Here is a 26,450-nt window from a genome sequence, read left to right on the forward strand (position 1 = left end):
CGCCCCCGCACCCGGCGCACCACGGCTGTCGGATGCGCCCCAATTTGCGCCACCCGCTCGCGACGTCGCGAGCCCGGACCTGGAGTGTGAGCCATCACTGCCTCCCCACCGCTGACGCAGACCACAGCCGACGGTGGTGCCCCAGCCGTCGAGCTCGAGGGGATCACCAAGCGCTTCCCCGGCGTGGTCGCCAACAAGGACATCACCTTCTCGGTCCGCCGCGGCACGGTCCACGCGATCGTCGGTGAGAACGGCGCGGGCAAGTCCACGCTCATGAAGATCCTCTACGGCGTGCAGCGTCCCGACGAGGGGACCATCAAGGTGGACGGGCAGCTGGTCAACCTGCACTCGCCGTCGGACGCGATCGCAGCCGGGATCGGCATGGTGTTCCAGCACTTCATGCTCGCTGACAACCTGACCGTCCTCGAGAACGTCGTCCTCGGCGCGGAGAAGCTGCACGGGATCGGCGACGGCGCGCGCCGCGAGATCAAGCGGATCTCCGACGCCTACAAGCTCGACGTCGACGCCGATGCGCTCGTCGCCGACCTCGGGGTGGGGGCCCGGCAGCGGATCGAGATCCTCAAGGTGCTGTTCCGCGGCGCCAAGACGCTCATCCTCGACGAGCCGACGGCCGTCCTGGTGCCGCAGGAGGTCGACGAGCTGTTCGACCAGCTCGCCGAGCTCAAGGACGAGGGCCTGACCGTCCTGTTCATCTCGCACAAGCTCGACGAGGTGCTCAAGGTCGCCGACTCGATCACGGTGATCCGCCGCGGCACCACCATCGACACCGTGGACCCCAAGTCGGTAAACGCCCGCCAGCTCGCCGAGCTGATGGTGGGCTCGGAGCTTCCCTCGCCGACGACGGAGGAGTCCACGGTCACCGACCGCGTCCTGCTCAAGCTCGACAACATCGCCCTCGGTAGTGGCACCGGCCGACCGGTACTCGACGACATCTCACTCACGATCCACGCGGGCGAGGTCCTGGGCATCGCGGGTGTCGAGGGCAACGGCCAGGCCGAGCTCGTCGAGGTGATCATGGGGATGCGTGAGCCCAGCTCGGGCGAGGTCTTCCTGGGCGACATCGACATCTCCGACTGGCACGTCCGCGAGATCCGGGAGGCCGGCGTCGGTTACATCCCGGAGGACCGGCACCGCCACGCCCTGCTGCTCGAAGCCCCCCTGTGGGAGAACCGCATCCTCGGGCACCAGACCGAGGCGCCCAACGTCAAGGGCCTGCTGATCGACGCCGCCGCGGCCAAGGCCGACACCGAGCGCATCGTCAAGGACTACGACGTCCGCACGCCCTCGATCTTCGTCACCGCCGGGTCGCTGTCCGGCGGCAACCAGCAGAAGCTCATCATCGGCCGCGAGATGAGCCACAAGCCCAAGGTGCTCATCGCCGCCCACCCCACCCGAGGGGTCGACGTCGGCGCCCAGTCGAGCATCTGGGACCACATCCGTGACGCCCGTCGCGAGGGCCTGGCGGTGCTGCTGATCTCGGCCGACCTCGATGAGCTGATCGGCCTGTCGGACACCATTCGCGTCATCCTGCGCGGCAAGCTCTCCGGGGAGTTCGACCCGGACAACGTGACGGCAGAAGACCTCGGCGCAGCGATGACCGGTGCCGGCGAGAAGGAGGCATCGCGGTGAAGTCGCTCAATGTCCGTCGGATCCTGATGAGCCTGGCCGCGCCGGTGCTGGCCCTCGTCGTGGCGTTCGTCGTCACGTCCTTGGTGCTGGTCGCCGTCGGTGACCCGGTGGGGGAGGTCTGGAAGACCATCCTCGCCGTCCCGAAACCGCGGCAGGGCGTCAACATCATCAACGCCGCCTCAGTGTTCTACATCTCCGCCATCGCCGTCGCGGTGGGCTTCCGGATGAACCTGTTCAACATCGGCGTCGACGGCCAGTACCGCGTCGCGGTCTTCGCGGCCGCGGTCTTCGCCGGCCAGGGCTGGCTGCCCGGCTGGCTCAACATCATCGTGTCGATCCTCATCGCGATGGTGGCCGGCGGGCTGTGGGCCAGCATCGCGGCATACCTCAAGGTGAAGCGCGGCGTCTCCGAGGTGATCTCGACGATCATGCTCAACGCCATCGCCACCGGGGTGGTGAGCTGGCTCCTGCTCAAGGTGGCCGACCGCAAGGAAGGCTCCAACAGCATCGAGACCAAGACGATCCCGGACTCCTCGCAGCTCGAGGGCTTCAAGCTCATCCCCGGTGCGACCAACCGCGTCTACACGCTGCTGATCCTGGCGGTCCTCGTCGGGCTCCTGTACTGGTTCGTGCTGGGCAAGACGCGGTTCGGCTTCGACCTGCGGGCGACCGGTCGCTCGGAAACCGCCGCAGTCGCCAGTGGCGTGAAGGTCCCGCGCATGGTGGTGACCGCGATGATCGCCTCCGGTGCCCTGGCCGGTCTCGTGGGCATGCCGCTGCTGTTCGGGCAGGACCACAACTACGGCACGACGTTCCAGTCCGGGCTCGGTTTCGCCGGCATCGGCATCGCGCTGCTCGGTCGCAACAACGCCGTCGGCATCGCTTTCGGAGCCCTCCTCTGGGCGTTCCTCGACGTGCAGTCCAACGCCCTGCAGATCCAGGCCGGCGTCGCCCAAGAGCTCGTCAACATCATCCAGGGCGTCATCCTGTTCGCGGTCGTCATCGCCTACGAGCTGATCCGCCGGGCCGACAAGCGGATCGAGCAGAGCCGCGTCGCGAGCGAGCTGGCCGCGCAACGACGAGCCGCCCCCGCCACGGAAGGAGCGCCGGCATGAGCGCCACCGGACTCGAAGTCGGCGCCAAGGCGATCCCGGACCGGCCCAAGCGTCGGCGCTTCGGCATCCGTGAGTGGTCGATCGTGGCCGTCGGCGCGATCGCCGTGATCTCGGTGCTGCGACTGGTCACCGGAGCTGACGACATCGCGTCGTCGGGTGCCCTGGCCGCCGCCATCGGCCTGGCCGTCCCGATCGGGCTGGCCGGCCTCGGCGGTCTGTGGTCGGAGCGGGCGGGCGTGGTCAACATCGGTCTCGAGGGCATGATGATCCTCGGCACGTGGGGGGCAGGCTTCTTCGGCTACCACATGGGCCCGTGGGCCGGAGTTCTCGGCGCCATCCTCATGGGCATGCTCGGCGGCCTCATCCACGCGGTCGCCACGGTGACCTTCGGGGTCGACCACATCGTCTCCGGTGTGGCGATCAACATCATCGGCCTGGGCGTGGCCAAGTACCTCGCGGCCCGCTTCTTCGACGGTCTGCCGGGCGGTGGTCCCACGCAGTCGCCCCAGATCAAGTCGCTGCCCGACTTCACCCTGCCAGGGGTCTCCAGCGGGCTGGGCACGATAGAGAAGAAGGACTGGTTCTTCGTCAGCGACGTCGCTGCGATCCTGCGCGCGGTGTGCACCAACCTGTCGATCCTGACCATCCTCGCGTTGCTGCTTTTCGTCGGGACCTGGTGGGTCCTGTGGCGCACCGCGTTCGGCCTGCGGCTGCGTTCCGTGGGTGAGTCCCCGGTCGCGGCCGAGTCGCTCGGCGTCAACGTGCTGCGCTACAAGTTCCTCGCCGTCATCATCTCCGGTGGCCTCGCGGGTCTCGGCGGTGGCTTCCTCGCCCTCGTCGCGGCCAGCATCTACCGAGACGGCCAGACCGGTGGCCGCGGCTACATCGGCCTCGCCGCCATGATCTTCGGCAACTGGCGTCCGGGCGGCCTGCTCACCGGTGCCGCGCTGTTCGGCTACACCGATGCCGTGCAGCTGCGCGGCGGTGCCACCGTGCACGCGTTCCTGCTCCTCTTCGCCGTGCTCCTCGTGGCCATCGGCGCGTGGCAGATCGTGCGGAACCAGCGGCTGGTCCAGGGCATCCTGGCCATCGCCGTCGGGGTCCTGGTCGGCTGGTGGTACTTCGCGGCCGACGCCGTGCCCGCCGAGCTCACCGGCACGACTCCCTACGTCACCACCCTGTTGGTGCTGGCGTTCGCGTCACAGCGGTTGCGAATGCCCGCCGCAGACGGACAGATCTACCGCAAGGGTGAGGGCCACTAGGTGGGCATCGACCCCACCGACCCGGGCCTCGCCCCCAGCGAGGGGGAGGGGTATGCCGCGCAGCCGACTGCGCGGCATACCGCACCTCCCGCTCCGGAGGACGTCGACTGGGAAGCCTTGCGCACCAAGGCGATCGAGATCATGGGCAGGGCCTACGCGCCGTACTCCCGCTTCCCGGTCGGCGTGGCCGGCATCGTCGACGACGGACGGATCGTCGTGGGCTGCAACGTCGAGAACGCCGCGTACGGCGTGGGCCTGTGCGCCGAGTGCGGCTTGGTCTCCGAGCTGCACGCGACGGGCGGCGGCAAGCTGGTCGCGGTGTCGTGCGTCGGGCGCGACGGCGAGCCGCTCATGCCGTGCGGTCGGTGCCGCCAGCTGTTGTGGGAGAACGGAACCCCCGAGACGCTGCTGCTGACGCCCGAGGGTGTGCTGCCGATGCGCGACGTGCTGCCGCAGGCGTTCGGTCCCGACAACCTCGCGATCGCAGGCCCGCTCCCCGGCTGAGGCCCGCGCCTGCCGTCACGTTCGTGGCTCGCGCGCCACGAATCGCACCTGTATGCCGCGCGGCGCGACCATTCGTGGCTCGTGCGCCACATGGTGCGCCCTAGATGCCCTGTGGATGACGGCCTCGGCGGGCGCGCCGTCTGCGGCAGTCTCGGAACGTGACTCCTGACAGGCTCCCTACGGTCTTCACGCGCACCGAGGCGCTGGCTGCCGGTGTGAGCGCCGGCGAGCTGCGCGGGCCGCGCTACCGAAAGGTGTTCCACAACGTGCACGCACGGTCCGAGGTGGCGCACGAGACCCACGTCCGGGCGCTCGCGGCACTGGTCATCGGCCCCGACGCGGCGCTGGTGGCACGGCAGACTGCTGCCGAGCTGCTGGGCGGAGTGGTGCCACCGGACGTTCGCGTCCACCTGGCCCTTCCCACCGGACGACTTCGGGCGCGTGGCATCCGCGCCGTGCGACGTCGCGTCACGCACGCGGCGGTCATTGGCGGGGTCCGGGTGACCACAGCCGAGGACACCTTCGTCGACTTGGCGGCGGACCTGTCGCTCGTCGATCTCGTAGTCCTCGGCGACTCACTGGTGAGCAAAGGACGTGCCACGTCGCACTCCATGGTCGCTGCGGCCGCCGAAGGTGCCGGGCCGGTTGGTGAGCTTGCCCGACGCGCCGCCGGACTGGTCCGCGCCGGCGTCGACTCGCCGATGGAGTCGCGGCTCAGGATGCTCCTGGTGCTGGCCGGGCTGCCCGAGCCGCTCGTGAACCACATCGAGTACGACGACTGGGGCAGGTGGGTGCGTCGGTACGACCTCTCGTTCCCGGAGCGGCGGCTCGCGATCGAGTACGACGGACGCCAGCACGCCGAGTCGCAGCGCCAGTGGGAGCGCGACGTCGACCCTCGCGAGGAGCTGGACCTTGATGGCTGGCGGATCGTCGTGGTGCTGGCAAAGGGGATCTACCGCGAGCCGGGGCGGACACTGGATCGAGTGGTGGCGGCGATGCGGGCAGCGGGCGTCCGGGGTTCGATCAGGTCGACCGAGTGGAGGCTGCACTTCCCGGGCCAGTGACACTGGTGGCGTCCGGGCCACGAATGGCACCTGCCGGGAGATATCGGGCGCGATTCGTGGAGATGTGGCCACGAGCGTCGCCAACGCGTTGTTCACCTCTGACACGATGAGGCCATGAGCGAGAACTTCGACGCGGTTGACGTCATCATCACGAAGCGGGGCAAGGGCGAGCTGTCGGACGGGCAGATCGACTGGGTCATCGACGCCTACACGCGCGGGGCCGTCGCCGACGAGCAGATGTCGAGCCTGGCCATGGCGATCCTGCTCAACGGGATGAACCGCCGCGAGATCTCCCGCTGGACCGGCGCGATGATCAAGTCCGGTGAGCGGATGGACTTCTCGTCGCTCTCGCGCCCGACTGCGGACAAGCACTCGACCGGCGGGGTGGGCGACAAGATCACCTTGCCGCTGGCCCCGCTTGTCGCGGCCTGCGGCGTCGCCGTGCCACAGCTGTCCGGTCGCGGGCTCGGTCACACCGGCGGCACCCTCGACAAGCTTGAGTCGATCCCCGGCTGGCGGGCGAACATGAGCAACGAGCAGATGATGCAGCAGCTCGAGGATGTCGGCGCCGTCATCTGCGCCGCGGGCGACGGACTCGCCCCGGCCGACAAGAAGCTCTACGCGCTCCGAGACGTCACCGGCACGGTCGAGGCCATCCCGCTGATCGCGTCCTCCATCATGAGCAAGAAGATCGCCGAGGGCACCGGTGCGCTGGTGCTCGACGTCAAGGTCGGCAGCGGCGCGTTCATGAAGAACGTCGAAGATGCCCGCGAGCTGGCCCGCACCATGGTCGATCTCGGCACCGACGCGGGCGTCAAGACCGTCGCCATGCTGACCAACATGCAGGTTCCCCTCGGCCTCACCGCCGGCAACGCCATCGAGGTGCGTGAGTCGGTGGAGGTGCTCGCCGGTGGTGGTCCCGAGGACGTCATCGAGCTGACCCTCGCCCTGGCCCGCGAGATGCTCGCGTGCGCCGGTCGTGGTGATGTCGACCCGGCCGACGCACTCAAGGACGGCCGGGCCATGGATGCCTGGAAGGCGATGATCCGGGCCCAGGGGGGCGACCCTGACGCGACCCTGCCGGTCGCCAAGGAGAGCCACGACGTCCTCGCCCCGGCCGATGGTGTGCTCACCGAGCTCGACGCCCTCAAGGTCGGCGTGGCCGCCTGGCGGCTCGGCGCCGGCCGGGCGCGCAAGGAGGACCCTGTGCAGGCCGGTGCCGGCGTGGTCATGCACTACAAGCCGGGTGCCACCGTCCGCGCGGGCGAGAAGCTGCTCACCCTGCACACCGACACCCCGGAGCGGTTCGAGCGTGCGCTGGAGTCGCTCGAGGGCTCCTTCACCATCGCCCCCGGGGGCTCGCGCCCGGATCTGCTGCCGCTGGTCATCGAGAAGATCTCCTGACCCGATCGGCCGCAGCGGCCGCGAACGACGCGACCCGGTCGACAACCGCGGGGTTCCACAGCACCCGACGGTGACCGAGCCCCTCGGTGACCATCAGGCGGGCGTCGTGCCACGCGTTGCTCACGCGCTCACCGGCGGCCAGGGGAGCTTCGCGGTCGTGTCGGTCGTGCACCACGAGCAGGTGCGGCAGGGACGGTTGCGCCGCGGCCATCGTGAGCAGGTCGAGCTCGGCCACCGGCGCGCCCACCCGGCGTTCGGCACGGCGAACCATCACCTGCTGCGATCGGGGACCGACACCGAGTGCCGCGGCGAAGACCGGGAGCATCGCCTCGACGCCGTCCGGTGGCGCGACGAGCACCAGGGAGTCGGGCCGCACGCCCAGCCCGAGGGCGTGGACTGCTGCGAGCCCGCCGGCTGAGTGGGCTACCACCAGCGTGGGCCGGCCGAACTCGGCCACCACCGCCGACAGCGCCTCGCCCATCTCCGGGAAGGTGGTCGACCGAGCGCCGTGGGCGCCTGGCCCGGAGTCGCCGTGGCTCGGTGCGTCGAACGCCACGACACACAGGCCGCGGGCGACCAGTGGCTCCACGTGTGCACCGAGCTGCTGCCACCAGCCGCCCCAGCCGTGCACGAGGTATGCCGTGGGGTTGCCCCAGTCGCCATAGACCCGACCCCGCACGGTGCCTTCTGCCCACTGAACCTCGAAGGCCTCACCGCCGCGGGGGGTCCGAGCCCCGCGAACCGTGGCGGTCGGAGCCGCCGGCAACCTGAACCACAGCCGCTCGGCGAGCAGCCCGCCGAGTGCGGGGGACCGGCGTTCCAACAGCGCGAACAGCCGCCGCACGGTGGGTGAGACCGGCAGGCCCATGGCTGGAGCACCAGCGTCGGTGGAGATGGCTTCCGGCCGGGTCGGCGCAACGGGGTTGGCTCTCGTGGAGGGAGGGGGCGTGAGGGTGCGAGAGCGGCCTGGCTGAACCATTAAACGATCGATCGTGCTTTTTTCAACGGACATGAGTGGTACCTCCTGGTGGGATGGGGATCAGCTGCGGATGTGGTCGAGCAGGCGGTCGAAGGCGTCGTGCGCCCGACCCGTGGCGGCCGGGTCGCGCAGGAGGCGGGCCGAGAAGTTGTAGCCGAGGACGATGGCGAGCAGGTCGTGGGCGAAGGCCGCCGGATCGGTCGACTCGCGGAACTGCCCTTCGGTGATGCCGCCGCGGACGATCGTCTCGATGGTGTCGAGCAGGTCCCGCTCGAGCTGGACGACCTTGGTGCGGACCGGGCCTTCGGGCGCGTCGTCGAACTCGCTTGCGACGGAGACGAAGATGCAGCCGCCGGGCAGTGCGTAGTCGGCATACCCGCCCCACCCGAGCCAGCGGTCGAAGAGGGTGCGGATCCGCGGCTCGCCCCTGGGTGCTTTGAGTGCGGGGCGGATGACGAGCTGGGTGAAGGCCTCGGCCGCGTAGTCCATCACAGCGGACTGCAGCCCTTCCTTGGACCCGAAGTGGGAGAACAGCCCGCTCTTGGACATCTCCATGGCGTCGGCGAGGCCACCGATCGTGATGCCCCGGAGGCCGACCTGGCTCGACTGCGCCAGCGCCTCGCGAAGCACCGAGTCGCGTGTCTCGTCTCCCTTGGTCACCCTCCAATAAAAGCACGACCGTTCGAATCAGGCAACACACTAGGCTTTACTCGTGCCTGACCTCATCGCAACCCCCACGACCATTCCCGTCCCCGGCGGCAAGATCATCGACGAACACGTCGGCCGGGTGAACACCGGCAGCGAAGCCGTCTCCGTCGCCCACATGAAGGCGCCGGCCGACTGGACCGAGCCCTTCCAGGCTCCCGCCTTCGACGAGATCACCCTGGTCATCGCCGGGACGGTGCTGCTGGACCACGACGGCGGCCAGCTGCGCGTCGAGGCCGGCCAGAGCGTTGTCACCCGCGCGGGCGAGCGGATCCGCTACTCAACGGGCTCCGAGGGTGCCGAGTACGTCGCGGTCTGCCTGCCCGCCTTCAGCCCCGAGACCGTCAACCGCGACGAGGAGGAGGGCGCGTGATCTTCGGTCGCAAGGGGCCCGACGAATCGGACACGAGCGGAGTCATCGACGAGCAGGTCCGGCGGGCGCCCAAGGCGCTCCTGCACGACCACCTCGACGGTGGGCTGCGTCCGCAGACGATCGTCGAGATCGCCGACCAGATCGGGTATGCCGCGTTGCCGGCCAAGGACGCCGAGAGCCTCGGCGCCTGGTTCCGCGAGAGCGCCGACTCCGGCTCGCTGGTGCGCTACCTCGAGACGTTCGACCACACCCTGGCCGTCATGCAGACCGCCGAGGGCCTGAAGCGGGTAGCGCGCGAGAGCGTCCTCGACCTGGCCGCTGACGGCGTCGTCTATGCCGAGAGCCGCTACGCCCCCGAGCAGCACCTCTCCGAGGGGCTCTCGCTCGAGGACGTCGTCGAGGCCGTGAACGCAGGCTTCCGTGAGGGGGAGGAGCAGGCCGCCAAGGCCGGCACGCCGATCCGGGTCACTGCCCTGCTGACGGCGATGCGGCACGCGGCCAAGAGCACCGAGATCGCCGAGCTGGCGGTCCGCTACCGCGACCAGGGTGTCGCCGGGTTCGACATCGCGGGCGCCGAGGCGGGCTTCCCGCCCACCCGGCACCTCGACGCCTTCGAGTACCTCCGTCGCGAGAACGCCCACTTCACGATCCACGCCGGTGAGGCGTTCGGCCTTCCCAGCATCTGGGAGGCGATCCAGTGGTGCGGCGCCGACCGGCTCGGCCACGGGGTGCGGATCGTCGACGACATCGTCGTCAACGACAAGGCCTTCGGTGACGACGTCGCGGCGGCGGTCGTCGCGGACACGGACGACGTGCACCTCGGCCGCCTCGCGGCATACGTGCGGGACACCCGCATCCCGCTGGAGATGTGCCCCAGCAGCAATGTCCAGACCGGTGCAGCGGAATCCGTTGCGCTGCATCCGATCTCGTTGCTCAAGCGGCTTCGGTTCCGGGTGACGGTCAACACCGACAACCGGCTGATGAGCGGCACCTCGATGTCCCGCGAGATGGGGCTGCTCGTCCAGGACGCCGGGTGGACGATGGAGGACCTGCGTTGGGTCACCATCAACGCAATGAAGTCTGCGTTCATCCCGTTCGAGGAGCGGCTGGCCATCATCGAGGGCGTCGTCAAGCCGGGATACGCGGCCCTCGAAGGCTGACCACGCGAAGGGTCCGCAGACACTCACCATGCGAGCCGACTATTTACAGGGGTCGGAATAACTGCTTTCATCCTTTGACGAACGGGTCGACGACGACCCGGTGACAAGGGAGAGCAGATGTCCACCACCGCTCATCGCAGTCGGCTCACGCCGGCCATCGCAGCCGTGGTGGCTGCGACCGTCCTGCCGCTCGCGGCCCTCATGGCCACCACCTCGGCGGCCGCAGCAGTCGACTCGGCCGCGGACGCCAGCACGGCGTCACGCGTCGGGCCGGGCGCCGGCGCCGGCCCGGGGGTCGACATCCGGCTCGACCCGAGCTACCAGCAACCCGAGTTCCAGGGCTGGGGGACCGCCCTGACCTGGTTCGCCAACGTCACCGGCGGCTGGCCGCAGGCCAAGAAGGCCGAGCTGGCCGACGCGCTGTTCGGCGAGGACGGCCTGCAGTTCACCATCGCGCGGTACAACATCGGCGGTGGCGACAGCCCTGAGACACCCGCCTACATGCGGCCCGGCGCGGCCATACCGGGGTTCTGGAATCGGCCCGCCTCGGTGGGTCCCGTGCCGGGCTCGACCCCCGACACCCCGCGCGACACCCGCGGCTGGTGGGACCCGGCGAACCCGGCGGACTGGAACTGGGATGCCGACGCCAACCAGCGCTGGTGGCTCAAGGCTGCCAAGGCGCGCGGGGCGACCACTTTTGAGGCGTTCAGCAACTCCGCGCCGTACTTCATGACCGAGAGCGGCTACGCCTCCGGCAACGTGGACGGCAACAAGGACAACCTCCGGGCCGACCAGTACGACGAGTTCGCCGCCTACCTGGCCACGGTCGTCGACCACGTCGAGAAGGCCGACGGCATCAACTTCGACACCGTGTCGCCGGTCAACGAGCCGAACACCAACTACTGGCATGCAAAGGGCGGCCAGGAGGGCAGCCACTGGGACCCGGCGAGCCAGGGGAAGATGGCCGTCGCGACCCGCGCGGCCCTCGACGCCGTGGGCTCCGACGCGGTCGTTGCCTCGCCGGACGAGACCAACCCCGGCACGTTCGTCAAGGACTGGGCCGGGTGGAACGCCGCCGCCCGAGAGGCCGTCGGTCGGCTCAACGTGCACACCTACGGCACGGACGGCCGACTCGCGCCGCGTGACCTGTCCAAGCTCAGCGGCAAAGACCTGTGGATGTCGGAGGTCGACCTCGGCCCCGGCGGCATCCCGCAGAACTTCGAGGACATGCGTCCCGGCCTCGCCCTTGCCGAGCACATCAACGAGGACGTCGCCCAGCTCGAACCCCGCGCCTGGGTGACCTGGCAGTCGGTGGAGAACTACCGCAACATGCTCCCCAGCGCGGAGAACCAGAACTGGGGCCTGATCCAGGTCGACTTCCTCACCGACACACCCGGTGCCGAGCCGATCCGCAAGAACAAGAAGTACTGGACCATGGCGCAGTACTCGCGCTTCATCAAGCCCGGCGACCACGTGATCCACACCGACAACGCCGACACCGTTGCCGCGATCCGTCCCGGCGACTCCAGCGCCACGGTCGTGTACACCAACGACTCCGACCAGGCCGTGCCGGTGCGCGTCGACCTGGGCGGGTTCGCCCAGGCACGAAACGGGATGGCGCAGACCGTCTCCACCACGGCCGCCCACAACCTCGCCAAGGGCCGCCCGGCGCAGGTCCGCGACGGCGTCCTCACCGCGATGGTCGAACCGGGCTCGGTCACGACCTTCTCCCTCGATGGCGTCTCCGGGGTCGACCCGGCGGCAGCCCTGCACGCCTCCACGGCCGACAGCCTCGTCGTCAACCAGAACAGCGGCAAGGCCCTCGCCCTCGCGGCCGACGGCACCTCCCTCGTCCAGCGGACGCCCAGCTCTACCGACCCCGCCCAGCGCTGGCGGATCAGCAAGGCCACCGACGGCTGGACGAACCGCGAGCAGTACACCCTGGTCAACACGGCCACCGGCAAGGAGCTGACCACCACCTCCTCCGGTGCCCTGCGCGCCATACCGTCCGCGGCCTCGCCCGGTGACCGCTGGACCCTCTCGGTCACCCCGGACGGCCGCACCACCCTCCTGAGCGGCACGACGGAGTCCGTCCTCGACGTCGGTGGCCAGTCCACGGCCGACGGTGCGTCGGTGGGGCTCTGGACCCCGACAGCGGGCACCAACCAGCAGTGGTTCGTCCGCGGGGCCGACGTCACCCGCGTCGCTGCAGACCCGGTGCTCACCTCGCCGGGCACGGCGCCGGTGCTTCCGGACTCCGTGGCCGTGACGTACGGGGACGGGCGGACCGAGTCGCGCGCCGTCACGTGGGCGCCGGTGCCCAAGGCTGCCTACTCGAACTCCGGACGGTTCAGCGTCACCGGTGTGGTGGCGGGGCTCACCGAACGCGCCACGGCAACGGTGTTCGTCTCGGCGGTGACCGGCACGTCGGTGCCCCCGGTCAAGACCGCCGTGGGCGTCCTGCCCACACTGCCGGCCACGGTGACCGGAAGGCTCGCCATCGGTGGCACGCTGCCGCTCGACGTGGTGTGGGACGCGGTGTCGGCCTCGTCGGTCGCGGCGCCGGGGAAGTTCTCGGTCCGCGGGGTGCTGCCCGCCACGGGTGACACGACGACCGTGCTCGTCCAGGTCAACCCGCCGGCGCCGGTGAACCTCGCGCTCAACACGAGCGGTGCCGCCTTCCCGAAGGCAACAGCGACGTTCACCGGTCAGTACGACAGCACCGCGGCCGTCCTCGACGGGGTGGTCTCCTCCCGGCGCTGGACGAACTGGGACCCGAACACCTGGCGCCCCGCCGACACGCTGACGGTGGACCTCGGATCCGCCAGGACGGTCTCCTCGGTGCGGCTCGACTTCTTCGACGACCAGGGCGGCACGCGTCCGCCGGCCACCGCTGACCTGCAGCGACAGGACCCGGCGACCAGCGAGTGGGTCTCACTGACCGGCGGGCCCACGGCCGTCGCGGACGGCCAGGTGGTGCTCCAGAGGGCGTATGCCGGACAGCTCCAGCGGGTGCGGGTCGTCATGACCGCCCGTCCCGGGACCTGCATCGCCGTCGCGGAGTTCTCGGTCTTCGGGCCGGGGGCCTCGACGGTCCCGTCCCGGGGCACCGATGCCACCCTGGATTCGCTCTCGGTGGGCGGGAAGCCTGTCGCGGGCTTCGAACCGGCCACGCTGGCGTACGCGGTGGACGTCGCGGGTGACGAGGTTCCGTTGGTCTCCGCCGTGGCCAGCGACCCCTTCGCTACGGTGACAGTGACCGCCCCGAAGACTCTCCCCGGCGATGCCCTCGTGGTCGTCACCGCGGAGGACACCTCTGCGACCTCCACCTACCGTGTCGCCCTCAGCTGAAGTCCTGAGGTGACCGGGCCGACACGGGACTGACAGGAGACCGATGGCGCCTCGCACGGCAGCCGACATCCGGCGCAGCAACCTCTTCCAGGTGCTGCGCCGGGTGTTCGCCGCGGCGCCCACCAGCCGCCACGAGATCGTGGCCGAGAGTGGGCTGTCGATGGCCACGGTCGCGAGCATCGCCACCGAGCTGCTCGCGGCCGGGGTGCTGCTCGAGGTCGCGCCCGCGACCCGGAGCAAGGGGCGGCCGCTGACGCGTCTGGCCCTCGACCCCGCATACGGCAGCTTCGTGGGTGTGGACGTCGCCGAGACCTACCTGCACGTCGCCAGGTACGACGCGTCGCTCACCGAGGTCGCCTCGACCCGCCGCGAGGTCGACGGCGAGGTTCGCACGCCCGAGGACCTCGAGCGGCACCTCACCGACCTGCTCGCCCAGGTCACCGCCGACCGGTCGACCGTCCGGGCGGTCGGCATCTCGGTGCCCGGCCTGGTCGATGACGAGAGCGGGGTGTCGGTCTACGCCCCGAACTGGGACTGGCGCGGCGTACCACTGCGCGCCAGGTTGTCGGGGCGCTGGCAGCTCCCGGTCCACCTCGACAACCCGCTCAAGGCCCTCATGGTGAGCGAGCTGTGGCACGATCCCGATGCGGCTGAGGCCAACTGGGCCGTGGTCAACCTCGGCACCGGTGTCGGTGCCGCGATCGCCGTCGCAGGTGAGCTCTACCGCGGGGCGTCCAACAGCGCTGGCGAGTGGGGCCACACGACCGTGGCAGTGGGGGGTCGCGAATGTCGTTGCGGCGGAACAGGGTGCGTAGAGGCCTACATCGGGGCCCCCGGACTCGTCGCCTTCATCGAACAGGTCGCTCCCGGCCACCCGTGGACCACCCTCGGCGAGACGGCAGCGGTGCAGGCGCTCGCGGAGGCACTCGCCGCTGGCGACGACGTGGCGCGGCAGGTGGTGGCCGCCGCCGGCGCCTACCTCGGTGCCGGGCTTGCCAACCTGGTCAACACCGTCAACCCCGAGCGCATCGTGCTGGCCGGCTGGGTCAGTGACCTGCTCGGCGACGCCCTCCTCGAGGCAGCTCGACCCGGTGTCGAGCACCAGGCGTTGGCCCGTCCGTTGCAGTCGGTGACGATGAGCCGGCTCACCCGGCCCGGGAACGCTGTCGCGTTCGGTGCGGCCACCTTCGCCCTGGAGGCGTCCCTGTCGCAGGCGCACACCGAGGGCTCGCGCTAGGGGACTCGCGGGGATGCCGGACGGTCCCGCCGCGCGAGCAGCCGCGGAGGCGTCCCAGGCCTGACCCGACGCGCGTCAGCGGTCGAGCGGGTCCGCCGGCAGCAGCTGCTGGCGGCGGTGGTCCTCGCGGGCGAGTCGTTCGGCGTCCCGGCGCCGGCGGTCCGCGATGACTGCGGCGAGGATGTACTCGGCATGGACGCCGGCCGGCGGTGGCGGCGAGACGTGCGGCAGGACCGAGCGCAGCAGGCTCTGACCGAGCTCGTGGCGTGAGGCGGGCGTGAGCCCCGCCGCGCGACCGAGGAACTGCCGGACGGCGATCGCCAGACCAGGGGGGAGGGCGGCCAGGTCTGCCCCGGCCGCCCACGGGGCAAGAGCTGGGGGCATGACGGGTGCAGGCAGCAGCCGCATCGAGGCGCGCTGCGACACGACGTAGGTGCCGGCCGCCATGTCACCGAGGCGCTTGGCCCTCGGGCTGATGAGCGAGGAGACCAGCGCGCCGGCTCCCGCCAGCAGATAGATCTCGGGCCACCCGACGAGCGCTCGCGTCAGCGCGTGCCGGGCCGTGATCGGACCGCCGTCGTCGCGTACCACCCGCAGACCCAGGGCCAGCTTGCCCAGGGTCCGACCGCGGGTGACCGTCTCGAACACCGTCGGCACTCCGACGGTGACCCCGACGACCATCAGGATCACGATCGTCTGGCCGACCGCGTCGGAGGTGCCCGAGAACACCGCGCCCACGGCGATCCCGCCTGCGATCAGGAGCGCCCCGGCAACGAGCAGGTCGATGATGCCGGACGCAGCACGCGACGGGACGCCGGCGATGGGCAGCTCGACGGCGACCCCTTCGCCGGTGACCATGTCGTCCCCGGCATAGCTGCGATAACCGGCCCCCGTGCTCATGGCCGAAGCATAGAGTGGCGCGGTGGACCTGGATGCGTATGTCGCAGCACGCAGCTGGTACTGGGGGCGTCTGGACGAGCTGGCCGGCCGACGTCGCCTGTCCGGTGCCGAGGGCGACGAGCTGCTCGACCTCTACCAGCGGGTCTCCACTGACCTGTCCGTCGTCCGCTCCGCCACGCCGGACCCGTCGGTGGTGGCCTACCTCTCGATGCTGCTGACCCGCGCACGGGTGAGCATGGTCGGCACCCGGACCAGCACGTGGTCGGACATCCTGGGCTTCTTCACCCGCACCTTCCCCGCGGCGTTGTACCGCACCCGGTGGTGGTGGGTGACGACCGCGCTCGGCAGCCTCCTGGTGATCGTCCTCGTCGCGGCCTGGACCCTGCGGCACCCCGAGGTCTACACGAGCCAGCTGACACCGGCCGAGATCCAGGCCTACGTCGGGACCGACTTCGAGCACTACTACAGCGAGTTCCCGCACCACGAGTTCGCGACCCTCGTGTGGGTCAACAACGCCTGGGTGGCAGCCCAGTGCATCGCCTTCGGGGTCCTGGGTCTGCCCGTCCTCTACGTGCTGTTCCAGAACGTGCAGGGCGTCGGCGTCGTGGCCGCCCTGATGATTGCCAACGACCGGACCAGCCTCTTCTTCGGCCTGATTCTGCCGCACGGACTGCTCGAGCTCACGGCGGTCTTCGTCGCCGCCGCCGTCGGTCTGCGGCTGTTCTGGTCCTGGCTCGAGCCAGGACCGCGCACCAGGCTGCAGGCGTTCGCCGCCGAGGGACGCACGGCGGTCGCGATCGCGATCGGCCTCGTCTTCGTGCTGCTCGTGAGCGGGGCGATCGAAGGGTTCGTCACCCCCTCGGCTCTGCCCACCTGGGCACGGATCGGGATCGGGGTCGTCGCGGAGTCGGTCTTCCTCGCCTACGTCTTCGTGATCGGGCGGAAGGCCCACCACGCCGGAGTGACCGGCGACCTCGATGCGCGTGACGTCGGCGACCAGCCACTGGTCGCTGCCTGAGTCAGAGCAGTCCCTGCCGCTTGAGCATGAGGTAGTGGTCCGCCAGCCGGACGGGTAGCACCTCCGGTGGCTCGTCGAGCACGTCCACCCCGAGGCTCGCCAGCGCGGCGGCAGTGCGTCGCCGCAGGGAGATCGTCCGCTCGGCTGCCGCGGCGTCATACACGTCGGCGACGGTGTCGCGGGCACTGCGCATCCGGGCGACCGCCGGATCGGCCACCGACGCGACCACGACGCGGTGGTGCGCGCTGAGCGCCGGCAGCACGGGGAGCAGGCCCTGCTCGATGGCGGAGGACTCCAGCGGGGTGAGCAGCACGACCAGGGCTCGCTGGGTGCCCAGCCGGCTGATCTCGGTGGCCAGCAGTCCCCAGTCGGCTTCGAGCAGCCGGGACTCGATCGGTGCGAGGGCGCTGATGGTGTCGTGGAGCAGCTTGGCGCGGTCGGTTCCGCCGACCCTGGCCAGCACCAACCGGTCTCCGGCGAGCACTTGCACACGGTCGCGCGCGTGCCCGGCCAGGGCGGTGAGCAGGAGGGCTGCATCCATGGCCGCGTCAAGCCGCGGCGCGTCGTCCACGCGACCGGCCGAGGTCCGCGAGGTGTCGACGACGATGACGATCCGCCGGTGCTGCTCGGGTTGCCAGGTGCGGACGACCAGGTGCTGGCGCCGGGCCGTGGCGCGCCAGTCGATGCTCCGGACGTCGTCGCCGTCGACGTACTCGCGCAGGCTGTCGAACTCGGTGCCCTGCCCGCGGGTGCGCAGCGCGGCCCGGCCGTCCAGCTGCCGCAGCACGGCGAGCCGGCTCGGCAGGTGCTTGCGCGCCGGGAACGGGTGGAGCGTCCGCAACCGCCCAGGCACCTCGAACGAGCGTTGTCTCGCAGCGAGACCGAGCGGCCCCGTGGAGCGGACGGTGACCCGGTGCGCGGCGCGGTCGCCGCGGCGGGTGGGCGTCAGCGTGGTCGTCACCCGGGTGCGCTCCCCGGCCGCGACGGCGAGGGTATGCCGGGTTGTTGCGGCCCCGGCCGACGGTGGCCACGCGTCGCGGATCGCCCCGCGCAGCCGACGCCCTCCGGTGTTGGTGACCAGGATCGAGGTCGAGGTCTGCTCGCCCAGGCGGACCTGTGGCGGTTCTTCGCGCACGAGGGTGAGCGAGCGGGGTGAGCAGGCGAGGAGGACGTCGAGGCCGACGAGCATCAGGATGACGACCCACCACCACCGGACCGTGCTGCCGTGCGGCCACAGGACAACCGGCACCAGCCCGAGCAGGGCCAGCGCGACGGCGCGGTAGGTCAGGGTCATCAGCGGGGGACCGGCACCGCTCCGAGCGCGCTCTCGAGGACGGCCGTGACGCTGACGCCCTCGAGCTCGGCCTCCGGCCGCAGCGACAGCCGGTGGGCCAGGGTCGCGTGGGCGAGCGCCTTGACGTCGTCGGGCGTGACGAAGCCACGGCCGTTGATCCAGGCCCACGCCCGCGACGTCGCCATCAGCGCCGTGGCGCCACGGGGGCTGACCCCCAGGGCGAGCGACGGGGAGCTCCGGGTCGCCCTCGCGATGTCGACGATGTAGGCGGTGACCTCGTCAGAGATCTCGACGGTGCGGACGGCTTCGGCGCCGGCGGCCAGGTCTGCAGCCGAGGCAACGGGACGCAGTCCCGCGGCGTGCAGGTCGCGCGGGTCGAAGCCGGTCGCATGCCTGCGCAACACCGCGATCTCGTCGTCCCTGGGCGGGATCGGCAGGGTGACCTTGAGCAGGAACCGGTCGAGCTGCGCCTCCGGCAGGGGATAGGTGCCTTCGTACTCGACGGGGTTCTGGGTGGCGGCGACCATGAACGGCTGGGGCAGGGGGTGCGCACGGCCGTCGACGCTGACCTGACGCTCTTCCATGGCTTCAAGCAGGGCTGACTGGGTCTTTGGTGGGGTGCGGTTGATCTCGTCAGCGAGCAGGAGGTTGGTGAAGACCGGACCCTGGCGGAAGGTGAAGTCGCTGCTCGACGCGTCGTAGACCAGCGAGCCGGTGAGGTCGCCCGGCATCAGGTCCGGCGTGAACTGGACCCGCTTGGTCTCCACGTCGAGGGCGGCCGCGAGGCTGCGGACGAGCAGCGTCTTGGCGACGCCCGGCACGCCTTCGAGCAGGATGTGGCCGCGTGCCAGGAGGGCAACGAGCAGCCCGGCCACGGCGGCATCCTGGCCGACGACGGCCTTGGCGACCTCGGCGCGGACGGCCAGGAGCGCGGCGCGCGCGTCGGGGGCTGCAGCAGTGGGACGCCCCGGCGTGCCGGACTGGTCGCTGAGGTCCCAGCCGTCGGCGGGCTGCTGGGCCGGACCAACCCCACGGTCGGGCTGATCGTCCGGGTGGGGCTGGGCAGGCTGGTGCTGGGTGGGGTGGGGCTGGTCGGTCATGTGCGGCGGACCCTCTCCTCGAGATCGGTCAGTGCGGTGGCAAGGGTGTGCAGTTCGGCATCGGTGGTGGGAGGTGGCCCGGCGAGCAGCGCCGCGACCTGTGCCGGCGGCATACCGGAGGCGGCAGCCGCAGCAGCCTGGACGGCCTCCGCGGCCTGGGGTGGCAGGGCGAGGCGTCGGGCCAGCCGCTCGGTGCTGCCGAGGCGCAGGATCGCCGCTGCGCGGCCGCGGTCGCGGGCCTGTCGGTAGATCCGGCCGCGGCTCTCGGTGGTCTCGACCGCGCGCACGACGACTGGCAGCGGCTCGGTGACCAGCGCGCCCATCCGCCGCCCCCGGACGAAGGCGAGGACCAGGATGGCGGTGGCGACCACGGCCGCCCCTGGAGCGAGCCACACGGGCCAGGCGCCGTCGGTCGGCGCACCGTCGAAGTTGGCCAGGTCGCCGATTCCCGGCTGGTACCAGAGCAGTCGGGGGGAGCGACCCAGTGCGCGGATGGCGAGGCCCGCGTGCGACTCCTCGTCGACCCACCGGTTGGTGAAGCCGCCCGAGACTCCCAGCGCCACCACCTCGGGGTGGTCCGCAGCCGCGGGAACCGTCGCCATCGCCGCGCCGAAGCCGAAGGCGTTCGGCCCCGAGCCCGACTCGCGCTGGGTGTCACCGCTCGGGTCGGGCAGCGCGAAGCAGAGCGTCGCTGCCGTCCCGCTGCCGCGCTTGAGGGGAATCAGCCGCACGTCGACCAGGGCCGCGGTGTCATCGGCTCTGGTCACCGTGGACGTGCACCGCGCCGTGACCTTCACCATCGTGCCGAGCTCTCCCGACGTCAGCGGCAGGTCGAGGGCAGCAAGCTGGGTGGCCGACGGCGAGAGCAGCACGAGGCGATCGGCTCCCGCGGACACCTCACCCATGAGCTGAGCGCTGTCGTGACCGACGTAGGCCGAGTTGGCCATCACGACCGTGGTGCCCGATCCGGGATCGGCCTCGGCGAGCGCGTCGACCGAACGCACGACCTGGACGTCGACGCCGTGGGCGCGCAGCACCTGGACGACGGCCTTGCCCCCGGTGGGGCCGGTGTCGTCGGGGTCGAGGACCTGGTCGGGAGCCGTCGTGGCCAGCGCCATGGTGACGAGGGCGCCGATGCCCACCGTCACCGCGAGCGCCCACACGCCGCGCCGCCGGATCCGCGTCGCACGGCTGCCCCGGGCATCGATGTCGGCAGCCCTCGTCGCGGTCGTCACCGGGCGACCACCTGTCCGAGCCGGGGCTTGGTCTGCAGCAGCTCCGCGTCGAGCTCGGTCGTCGCCGCGGCCTGCGCCCTCGTGGTGCGACGGTGCCCGTAGCGGACGTCGTCGAAGGACGACGCAGCGCTCGCCAGCGCCTCGGCATGGTCGGGGAACACCGGGCCGAGGGAGACCGCGACCTCGTGGGCGGTGCGGCCCGGCAGCTCGGTGAGCAGCGTGCGTTCCACCGCCGAGGCCGCCAGCGCGCGGTAGCTGTCCAGCAGGGCTGTGTCCCAGTCGCCGCGGTCGCTCGATGCGCGGGCGCGGCGCCGGTAGTCCGCGGCGCTGAGTCCCTCGTCGTCCACCGCGGCCACCGCTGTGGGGCGCCGTCGGGTCACTGACTCGGGCCGCACCAGCCGCAGCACGACCAGGGCGACGACTGCCACCACCACCACCACGACGAGCACCGCGACCCAGGAGGGCAACAGGCTGGGGCTGGAGCCGCCACCGAACAGGTGGCTGAGCCATTCGACGAACCGCTGCCACCACGATGGCTCGGTGAGGTACTGGCCGTTCGCGAGCTCGTCACGGACCCACTGCTGGGCTTCGGGAGAGCTCGGGTCGAGGGGTGGGCCGTCGAACGGGGCGGTCAGGCAAGTCATCGACGCAGGGCTGCTCCCGGCCACTGCCGCGTCGCGTCATCCTGCGCGGCGGTGATCAGCTGCACGTCGAACCCTTCACGCCGGATGCGCTGGTCGACATAGAGCAGGGCGTCGACACCGGCTGTGAACGGCGTCGTCAGGGCTCCGGTGATGAGGCCGGTGACTCCGGCGATCACGGACTGCCAGACGAACATGTCGGAGGGGTCACCGGTGCCGATCACGCCGAAGGTGCCGATGATCGACAGGGGCACCGTCAGGATCTGGGCGGCGATCCCGACGATGATGCCGGTGAGGATCCGGATCCCGAGGACCCGCCAGAACTGGCTACCCGACGTCAGTCGCCACGACCTCGCGATGCCCTGACCGACGCTTGCCTTCTCCAGCACGACAGCGACGCCGACGAAGGCCAGCCGGGTCGAGAGGAACAGGGCGAGGGCGATGGCGACCAGGGCTGCGCCCAGCGTCAGCACGACGGCGCCGGCGATGCCGGAGTCGTTCCCACCCGTCGTGGCCGCGACGAGCGCGAGGACGGGCAGGACGAGCACTGCGGCGAGCGCGAGGGTGATGGCCAGACCGGTCACGATCGTGGCGCCGACGAGGGCGGGCAGCCGACCGCGAGTGCCCTCCCAGGTCTGGCCGGCGGTGACCTTGCGGCCCATCACGGCCTGGCTGATGACGAACGCGACGAACCCGGTCAGCAGGATCGCCGACAGGGACGTCCCGAGGGACGGCACCACGGAGCCGATGGTGCCGGCCACCGGGAAGACGTCCTCGGTCGACTCGAAGTCCAGCGACTCCTGGGAGGCGATCCAGGCGCCCAGGGCCGTCGTGGGCACCAGGAAGATCAGGGTGGTGACGAAGGCCAGTCCCATGGTGGCGGCGACATTGCCGCGGATGGCCTTGATCACGGCGCCGTAGAGGTCGCTGAGGTTCAGCGGCCGCAACGGGATCACGCCGGGACGGAACTCCATCGCCGGGTGCGCGTAGCCCGGGGACATGGGCGCGAAGCCCTGCCCTGGCGGCGGCCCCATCGGTGGCCCGGATTGCTGGCCGGGTTGGTGTCCGGGAGGTGCAGCAGGGTATGCCGCCTGCCCACCTGCCGGGGTGGCCACCGGTTCTGCCGGCCCACTGGTCCCAGGAGCCACCCACTGCGGGTCGGTCATGTGCGCACATCCCCCTCGCTGACGTGGTGGAACCCTAACAAGCCGAGGTGCCCTCTGGGCCCCGAGCCACGAGATTCGGCGCGCGTCGCGCGGTTGGTGCGCCCGCGGCATACCCGGTCACGCCGTGGCACAGGGCGGCTGGTGTGGGCTCGCGTGGACGCGGTCAGCGGGCGAGGGCGGACAGGAGGGGTTCGAGGTCCTTGGCCCGGGCGGACGCCGCGCCGAGGGACTCCTGGCGCGCCACGACCCTGGGCTCGTCCCGCATCAGGGCCAGGCCGCGGCGGACCAGCGTCCACGGCGGCTTGCGGTGCTCGGTCAGGTCGCGCAGTAGCCGCCAGACGAAGGTGACCAGGCGGTGGTGGTGCACGCAGTAGGCGCCGGCGAGCAGGCCGCGCGCCCGGAGGTCGGCGATGATCTCGGCGGCGAAGATGCCCTCGGCAAGGATGAGGTCGTGTGGAGCGGCGTGCACCGTCGTGGTGTCGACGGCCCGGCTGCGAGAGATGTCGTAGACAGGGGTCTTCACCTCACCGGTCTGGACCAGGGTGGCGAGCGCGGCGACGGCGGCGTCGCGGTTCCACGAGTCGGGGTGGTCCCAGTCGACGATGCCCAGCTCCTTGCTGCGCGGCATCGCCGGGTCGTCCTCGTCGCCGTAGAAGTCGTCGAGGCGGATGATCGGCCAGCCGTGTGCGGTCTGGAGCCGGGCGGCGAGCCGGGACTTCCCGGCGCCGCTGGGACCGGCAAGGACCACCACCCGGGCGGTGGTGTCCACGTCCGGTGACGGTGCGGTCAAGGGGTCAGCGGCCCTTGGGGTGCCAGACCGTCTTGGTCTCGAGGAAGGGGGTGATCCGCGACAGGTCAGGGGTGCGCGACCAGTCGGGCTCGACGGCGTCGGCGCCCTCACCGGCCGGACGGACCACGCGCTTGAGGTTCTCGGCGGCAGCGAGCTCGAGGTCGCCCCACTTGAGTCCCTCGGCGTCGGCCGCACCGGTCAGGTCGATCGCGTTGACGTCGCGGTGCGAGGCGAGCCACGGCGCGACCTCGGCAGTGCGACCGGTGATCAGGTTGATCACCCCGCCGGGGACGTCGGAGGTGGCCAGCGCCTCGGAGAGCGTGATGGCCGGCAGCGGGCGCAGCTCACTCGTCAGGACGACGGCGGTGTTGCCGGAGCAGATCACCGGAGCGAGGACCGAGACGAGGCCGAGCAGCGAACTCCGTTGCGGCGCAAGGACAGCCACGACACCGGTCGGCTCGGGTGCCGAGATGTCGAAGTAGGGTCCGGCGACGGGGTTGAGCCCACCGAGGATCTGCGCGAGCTTGTCGGTCCACCCGGCATACCAGACCCAGCGGTCGATGGCCTGGGAGACGATGGTCTCGGCACGACGCTCGGCCACGCCCTCACTGGCGCGCACCTCGTCGACGAACTGGGACCGACGTCCCTCCATCACCTCGGCAACGCGATAGAGCACCTGACCACGGTTGTATGCCGTGGCGCCGGCCCAGCCCGCGAACGCGCCACGGGCGGCGACCACGGCGTCCCGGGCGTCCTTGCGTGAGCCCTGGGCGGCGTTGGCCAGGAACCTGCCGCGGCCGTCGACGACCTCGTAGGAACGGCCCGACTCGGAGCGGGGGAACTTGCCGCCGATGTAGAGCTTGTAGGTCTTGCGCACATCGACGCGCGTGCCTGTGCCTGCGGACTGCGCCGTGGGGCTCACTTGCTGTCTCCCGTCGTGACGTAGGCGGAGAGGCCGTGGCGGCCACCCTCCCGGCCGTAGCCGGACTCCTTGTAGCCACCGAAGGGGCTGGTCGGGTCGAACTTGTTGAACGTGTTGGCCCAGACGACGCCGGCGCGGAGCTGGTCGGCCATCCAGAGGATGCGCGAGCCCTTCTCGGTCCAGATGCCGGCGGACAGGCCGTAGGGGGTGTTGTTGGCCTTGGCGACGGCCTCGTGCGGCGTGCGGAAGGTCAGCACCGACAGGACCGGTCCGAAGATCTCCTCCTGGGCGATCCGGTGGCCCTGGCTGACGCCGGTGAACACCGTCGGCCGGAACCAGAAGCCCTTGCTGGGCAGCTCGCAGCCGTTGTCCCAGCGCTCGGCGCCCTCGGCCTCGCCGGCCGCGGTCAGCTCGACGATCCGCTGGAGCTGGGCCTTGGAGTTGATCGCGCCGACGTCGGTGTTCTTGTCGAGCGGGTCGCCCACGCGCAGCGTCTCGAGGCGGCGCTTGAGCCGCTTCTCGACGTCGGCCGCGATGTTCTCCTGCACGAGCAGGCGCGACCCGGCGCAGCAGACGTGGCCCTGGTTGAAGAAGATGCCGTTGACGATGCCCTCGACGGCCTGGTCGAGCGGTGCGTCGTCGAAGACGATGTTGGCCGCCTTGCCGCCGAGCTCGAGGGTGGCCTTCTTGCGGGTGCCGGCGATCGAGCGAGCGATCATCTTGCCGACGCCCGTGGAGCCGGTGAACGCGAGCTTGTCGATGTCGGGGTGGTCGACGATGGCCTGGCCGGTCGCACCAGCGCCGGTGATGATGTTGACGACACCCGGGGGCAGGTCGGCCTGCTGGACCACCTCGGCGAAGAGCAGCGCGGTGAGCGGGGTGGTCTCGGCCGGCTTGAGGACCACGGTGTTGCCGGTGGCGAGCGCCGGGGCGATTTTCCACGCGAGCATGAGGATCGGGAAGTTCCACGGGATGACCTGGCCCACGACTCCGTGCGGGCGGGGGTTGGTGCCCAGGCCGGCGTAGTCGAGCTTGTCGGCCCAGCCTGCGTGGTAGAAGAAGTGCGCCGCGGCCAGGGGCACGTCGACGTCGCGGCTCTCCTTGATCGGCTTGCCGTTGTCGAGGCTCTCCAGCACGGCGAACTCGCGGGCGCGCTCCTGGAGGATGCGGGCAATGCGGAAGAGGTACTTGCCGCGGTCGGCGCCGGACATCCGGCCCCAGACGCCGTTGTAGGCCCGGCGAGCGGCAGCCACGGCGCGGTCGACGTCCGCGTCGCTCGCTGAGGTGATCTCCGCGAGGACCTCCTCGGTGGCGGGGCTGATCGACTTGAAGGCCGAGCCGCCCTGCGACTCGGTGAACTCACCGTTGATGAACAACCCGTAGGAGGGCTTGATGTCGACGACCGCGCGGGACTCCGGTGCCGGTGCGTACTCGAACTTGGCCATGGCTTCAGGTTCCTCAGGATCCGTCGGGTGCGGTGGGCTGATGGGGGGTGCGGACGGTGCGGACGGCGTGGACGGTCATGGGGGCTCGCCTGCTCAGTAGAGGCTGGGCGAGTCGTCGGTGACGTAGTCAGCGCCGGAGTAGGCACCGATCGCCATCCGCTGGCGTTGCAGGATGAGGTCGTTGAGCAGGCTCGAGGCGCCGAAGCGGAACCAGTGCGGGTCGAGCCAGTCGTCGCCGGCGATCTCGCTGACGGTCACGAGGAACTTGAGGGCGTCCTTGCTGGTGCGGATGCCACCGGCCGGCTTGACCCCGACCATCTCGCCGGTGAGGTCGCGCCAGTCGCGGACGGCCTCGAGCATGACCAGCGTGACGGGCAGCGTCGCGGCGGGGGACACCTTGCCCGTGGAGGTCTTGATGAAGTCACCGCCGGCCAGCATCGACAGCCAGGCCGCGCGTCGGACGTTGTCGTAGGTGACGAGCTCGCCGGTCTCCATGATCACCTTGAGCCGCGCTCGCGAACCGTCCTTGCGGACGCACGCCTCGGCGACCTCGGCGATCTCGCGGAACACCGTGAGGTAGTCACCGGACAGGAAGGCCCCGCGGTCGATGACCATGTCGATCTCGTCGGCCCCGGCACTGACGGCGTCGCGAGTGTCGGCCAGCTTGACCGGCATCAGCGCTCGACCGCTGGGGAACGCGGTGGCCACGGAGGCGACCTTGACGCCGCTCTGGCCGAGCGCGTCCTTGGCAGTGGCGACCATGTCTCCGTAGACGCAGACGGCTGCGGGGCGCGGGGTGTCGGGGAGGGTGGGGTCGGGGTGGATGGCCTTGGCGCACAGACCGCGGACCTTGCCCGCGGTATCGGCACCCTCGAGGGTCGTCAGGTCGATCATCGAGATCGCCAGGTCGATGCCCCAGGCCTTGGCGGTGGTCTTGATCGACCGGGTGCCGAGGCCCGCCGCTCGGGCCTCGCAGCCGACCTGGTCGACTCCGGGCAGTGCGTGCAACCAGCTCGTGAGGGCCGCGTTGCTGAGCCGGGAGACGCCGAGGAGATCGCGGGCCCTGGCCGTCGCGTCGACGGAAGGGACCGCAGCTGTGGGGGTGCTCACCGAGCAATCCTAGCCGTGTCCCACC

Annotated in this window: 23 protein-coding genes; 11 read left to right on the forward strand and 12 right to left on the reverse strand. The window is 70.9% G+C overall.

The window, feature by feature from the left end; translation table 11 throughout:
* Positions 1–183: 183 nt before the first annotated feature.
* The 6 genes from EAH86_RS01070 (at position 184) to EAH86_RS01095 (ending at position 6,999) form a co-directional block, all read left to right on the forward strand.
* Positions 184–1,650, forward strand: a complete 1,467-nt coding sequence (locus EAH86_RS01070) for an ABC transporter ATP-binding protein (protein ID WP_241668114.1) — start codon at positions 184–186, stop codon at positions 1,648–1,650.
* Entirely contained in the window at positions 1,647–2,765 is a 1,119-nt protein-coding gene (locus EAH86_RS01075) for an ABC transporter permease (RefSeq protein WP_206665695.1), read from the forward strand. The genes EAH86_RS01070 and EAH86_RS01075 overlap by 4 nt, the downstream gene beginning before the upstream one ends.
* Positions 2,762–4,027 carry an ABC transporter permease gene (locus EAH86_RS01080; RefSeq protein ID WP_140736782.1) on the forward strand — a complete coding sequence of 422 codons (1,266 nt, stop codon included), beginning with the start codon at positions 2,762–2,764 and terminating at the stop codon, positions 4,025–4,027. The genes EAH86_RS01075 and EAH86_RS01080 overlap by 4 nt, the downstream gene beginning before the upstream one ends.
* Positions 4,028–4,531 carry a cytidine deaminase gene (locus tag EAH86_RS01085; protein ID WP_277752313.1) on the forward strand — a complete coding sequence of 168 codons (504 nt, stop codon included), beginning with the start codon at positions 4,028–4,030 and terminating at the stop codon, positions 4,529–4,531.
* A 158-nt stretch (positions 4,532–4,689) separates the two neighbouring features.
* Positions 4,690–5,595, forward strand: coding sequence for a hypothetical protein (locus EAH86_RS01090; RefSeq protein ID WP_241668115.1), 906 nt, complete (start codon positions 4,690–4,692; stop codon positions 5,593–5,595).
* A 114-nt stretch (positions 5,596–5,709) separates the two neighbouring features.
* Entirely contained in the window at positions 5,710–6,999 is a 1,290-nt protein-coding gene (locus tag EAH86_RS01095; RefSeq protein WP_140736783.1) for a thymidine phosphorylase, read from the forward strand.
* Here EAH86_RS01095 and EAH86_RS01100 read toward each other — a convergent pair.
* Together EAH86_RS01100 and EAH86_RS01105 are read right to left on the reverse strand one after the other, a co-directional pair.
* Positions 6,980–7,867, reverse strand: a complete 888-nt coding sequence (locus EAH86_RS01100) for an alpha/beta hydrolase (RefSeq protein WP_161988537.1) — start codon at positions 7,865–7,867, stop codon at positions 6,980–6,982. The genes EAH86_RS01095 and EAH86_RS01100 overlap by 20 nt on opposite strands.
* A 171-nt stretch (positions 7,868–8,038) precedes the next feature.
* Positions 8,039–8,638, reverse strand: a complete 600-nt coding sequence (locus tag EAH86_RS01105) for a TetR/AcrR family transcriptional regulator (protein WP_140736785.1) — start codon at positions 8,636–8,638, stop codon at positions 8,039–8,041.
* A gap of 52 nt (positions 8,639–8,690) precedes the next feature.
* On the opposite strand from EAH86_RS01105, the gene EAH86_RS01110 reads away from it, so the two are divergent.
* From EAH86_RS01110 to EAH86_RS01125, 4 genes are all read left to right on the forward strand, one after another.
* Positions 8,691–9,056 (forward strand): cupin domain-containing protein, encoded by a 366-nt coding sequence (locus EAH86_RS01110; RefSeq protein ID WP_140736786.1) that lies wholly within the window; start codon positions 8,691–8,693, stop codon positions 9,054–9,056.
* Positions 9,053–10,216 carry an adenosine deaminase gene (locus EAH86_RS01115; protein WP_170212754.1) on the forward strand — a complete coding sequence of 388 codons (1,164 nt, stop codon included), beginning with the start codon at positions 9,053–9,055 and terminating at the stop codon, positions 10,214–10,216. The genes EAH86_RS01110 and EAH86_RS01115 overlap by 4 nt, the downstream gene beginning before the upstream one ends.
* 117 nt (positions 10,217–10,333) lie before the next feature.
* Positions 10,334–13,567 carry a glycoside hydrolase gene (locus tag EAH86_RS01120; RefSeq protein ID WP_140736788.1) on the forward strand — a complete coding sequence of 1,078 codons (3,234 nt, stop codon included), beginning with the start codon at positions 10,334–10,336 and terminating at the stop codon, positions 13,565–13,567.
* Between the two features lie 43 nt (positions 13,568–13,610).
* Positions 13,611–14,804 carry an ROK family protein gene (locus EAH86_RS01125; RefSeq protein ID WP_140736789.1) on the forward strand — a complete coding sequence of 398 codons (1,194 nt, stop codon included), beginning with the start codon at positions 13,611–13,613 and terminating at the stop codon, positions 14,802–14,804.
* A 75-nt stretch (positions 14,805–14,879) separates the two neighbouring features.
* Here the strand turns inward: EAH86_RS01125 and EAH86_RS01130 are convergent, their stop codons facing one another.
* Positions 14,880–15,704, reverse strand: a complete 825-nt coding sequence (locus EAH86_RS01130; RefSeq protein WP_140736790.1) for an RDD family protein — start codon at positions 15,702–15,704, stop codon at positions 14,880–14,882.
* A gap of 22 nt (positions 15,705–15,726) precedes the next feature.
* Between EAH86_RS01130 and EAH86_RS01135 the strand changes: the two genes are divergently transcribed.
* Positions 15,727–16,722, forward strand: coding sequence for a stage II sporulation protein M (locus tag EAH86_RS01135; RefSeq protein ID WP_140736791.1), 996 nt, complete (start codon positions 15,727–15,729; stop codon positions 16,720–16,722).
* Position 16,723: 1 nt separating this feature from the next.
* Here EAH86_RS01135 and EAH86_RS01140 read toward each other — a convergent pair whose 3' ends face one another.
* The 9 genes from EAH86_RS01140 to deoC form a co-directional block, all read right to left on the reverse strand.
* Complete coding sequence (locus EAH86_RS01140; protein ID WP_140736792.1) at positions 16,724–18,016, reverse strand: DUF58 domain-containing protein; 1,293 nt, start codon at positions 18,014–18,016, stop codon at positions 16,724–16,726.
* The gene (locus EAH86_RS01145; RefSeq protein WP_140736793.1) at positions 18,016–19,116 is read right to left on the reverse strand and encodes an AAA family ATPase; all 1,101 of its coding nucleotides are present in this window, start codon (positions 19,114–19,116) and stop codon (positions 18,016–18,018) included. The genes EAH86_RS01140 and EAH86_RS01145 overlap by 1 nt, the downstream gene beginning before the upstream one ends.
* Positions 19,113–20,351 carry a DUF4350 domain-containing protein gene (locus EAH86_RS01150; RefSeq protein WP_140736794.1) on the reverse strand — a complete coding sequence of 413 codons (1,239 nt, stop codon included), beginning with the start codon at positions 20,349–20,351 and terminating at the stop codon, positions 19,113–19,115. The genes EAH86_RS01145 and EAH86_RS01150 overlap by 4 nt, the downstream gene beginning before the upstream one ends.
* On the reverse strand, positions 20,348–20,995 hold the full coding sequence (locus EAH86_RS01155) for a DUF4129 domain-containing protein (RefSeq protein ID WP_140736795.1): 648 nt from the start codon (positions 20,993–20,995) through the stop codon (positions 20,348–20,350). The genes EAH86_RS01150 and EAH86_RS01155 overlap by 4 nt, the downstream gene beginning before the upstream one ends.
* Positions 20,992–21,993: a hypothetical protein gene (locus tag EAH86_RS01160; RefSeq protein WP_140736796.1), complete on the reverse strand. Its 1,002-nt coding sequence runs from the start codon at positions 21,991–21,993 to the stop codon at positions 20,992–20,994. Before EAH86_RS01160 ends, EAH86_RS01155 begins: the two co-directional genes overlap by 4 nt.
* 328 nt (positions 21,994–22,321) lie before the next feature.
* Positions 22,322–22,927 (reverse strand): uridine kinase family protein, encoded by a 606-nt coding sequence (locus tag EAH86_RS01165; RefSeq protein ID WP_140736797.1) that lies wholly within the window; start codon positions 22,925–22,927, stop codon positions 22,322–22,324.
* Between the two features lie 25 nt (positions 22,928–22,952).
* The gene (locus EAH86_RS01170; protein ID WP_140736798.1) at positions 22,953–23,870 is read right to left on the reverse strand and encodes an aldehyde dehydrogenase family protein; all 918 of its coding nucleotides are present in this window, start codon (positions 23,868–23,870) and stop codon (positions 22,953–22,955) included.
* Complete coding sequence (locus tag EAH86_RS01175; protein WP_140736799.1) at positions 23,867–25,315, reverse strand: aldehyde dehydrogenase family protein; 1,449 nt, start codon at positions 25,313–25,315, stop codon at positions 23,867–23,869. The genes EAH86_RS01170 and EAH86_RS01175 overlap by 4 nt, the downstream gene beginning before the upstream one ends.
* 93 nt (positions 25,316–25,408) lie before the next feature.
* Positions 25,409–26,425 (reverse strand): deoxyribose-phosphate aldolase, encoded by a 1,017-nt coding sequence (deoC, locus tag EAH86_RS01180; RefSeq protein ID WP_140736800.1) that lies wholly within the window; start codon positions 26,423–26,425, stop codon positions 25,409–25,411.
* Between the last annotated feature and the right edge of the window lie 25 nt (positions 26,426–26,450).

Source organism: Pedococcus bigeumensis (assembly GCF_006438965.1).
Classification (GTDB): domain Bacteria; phylum Actinomycetota; class Actinomycetes; order Actinomycetales; family Dermatophilaceae; genus Pedococcus; species Pedococcus bigeumensis_A.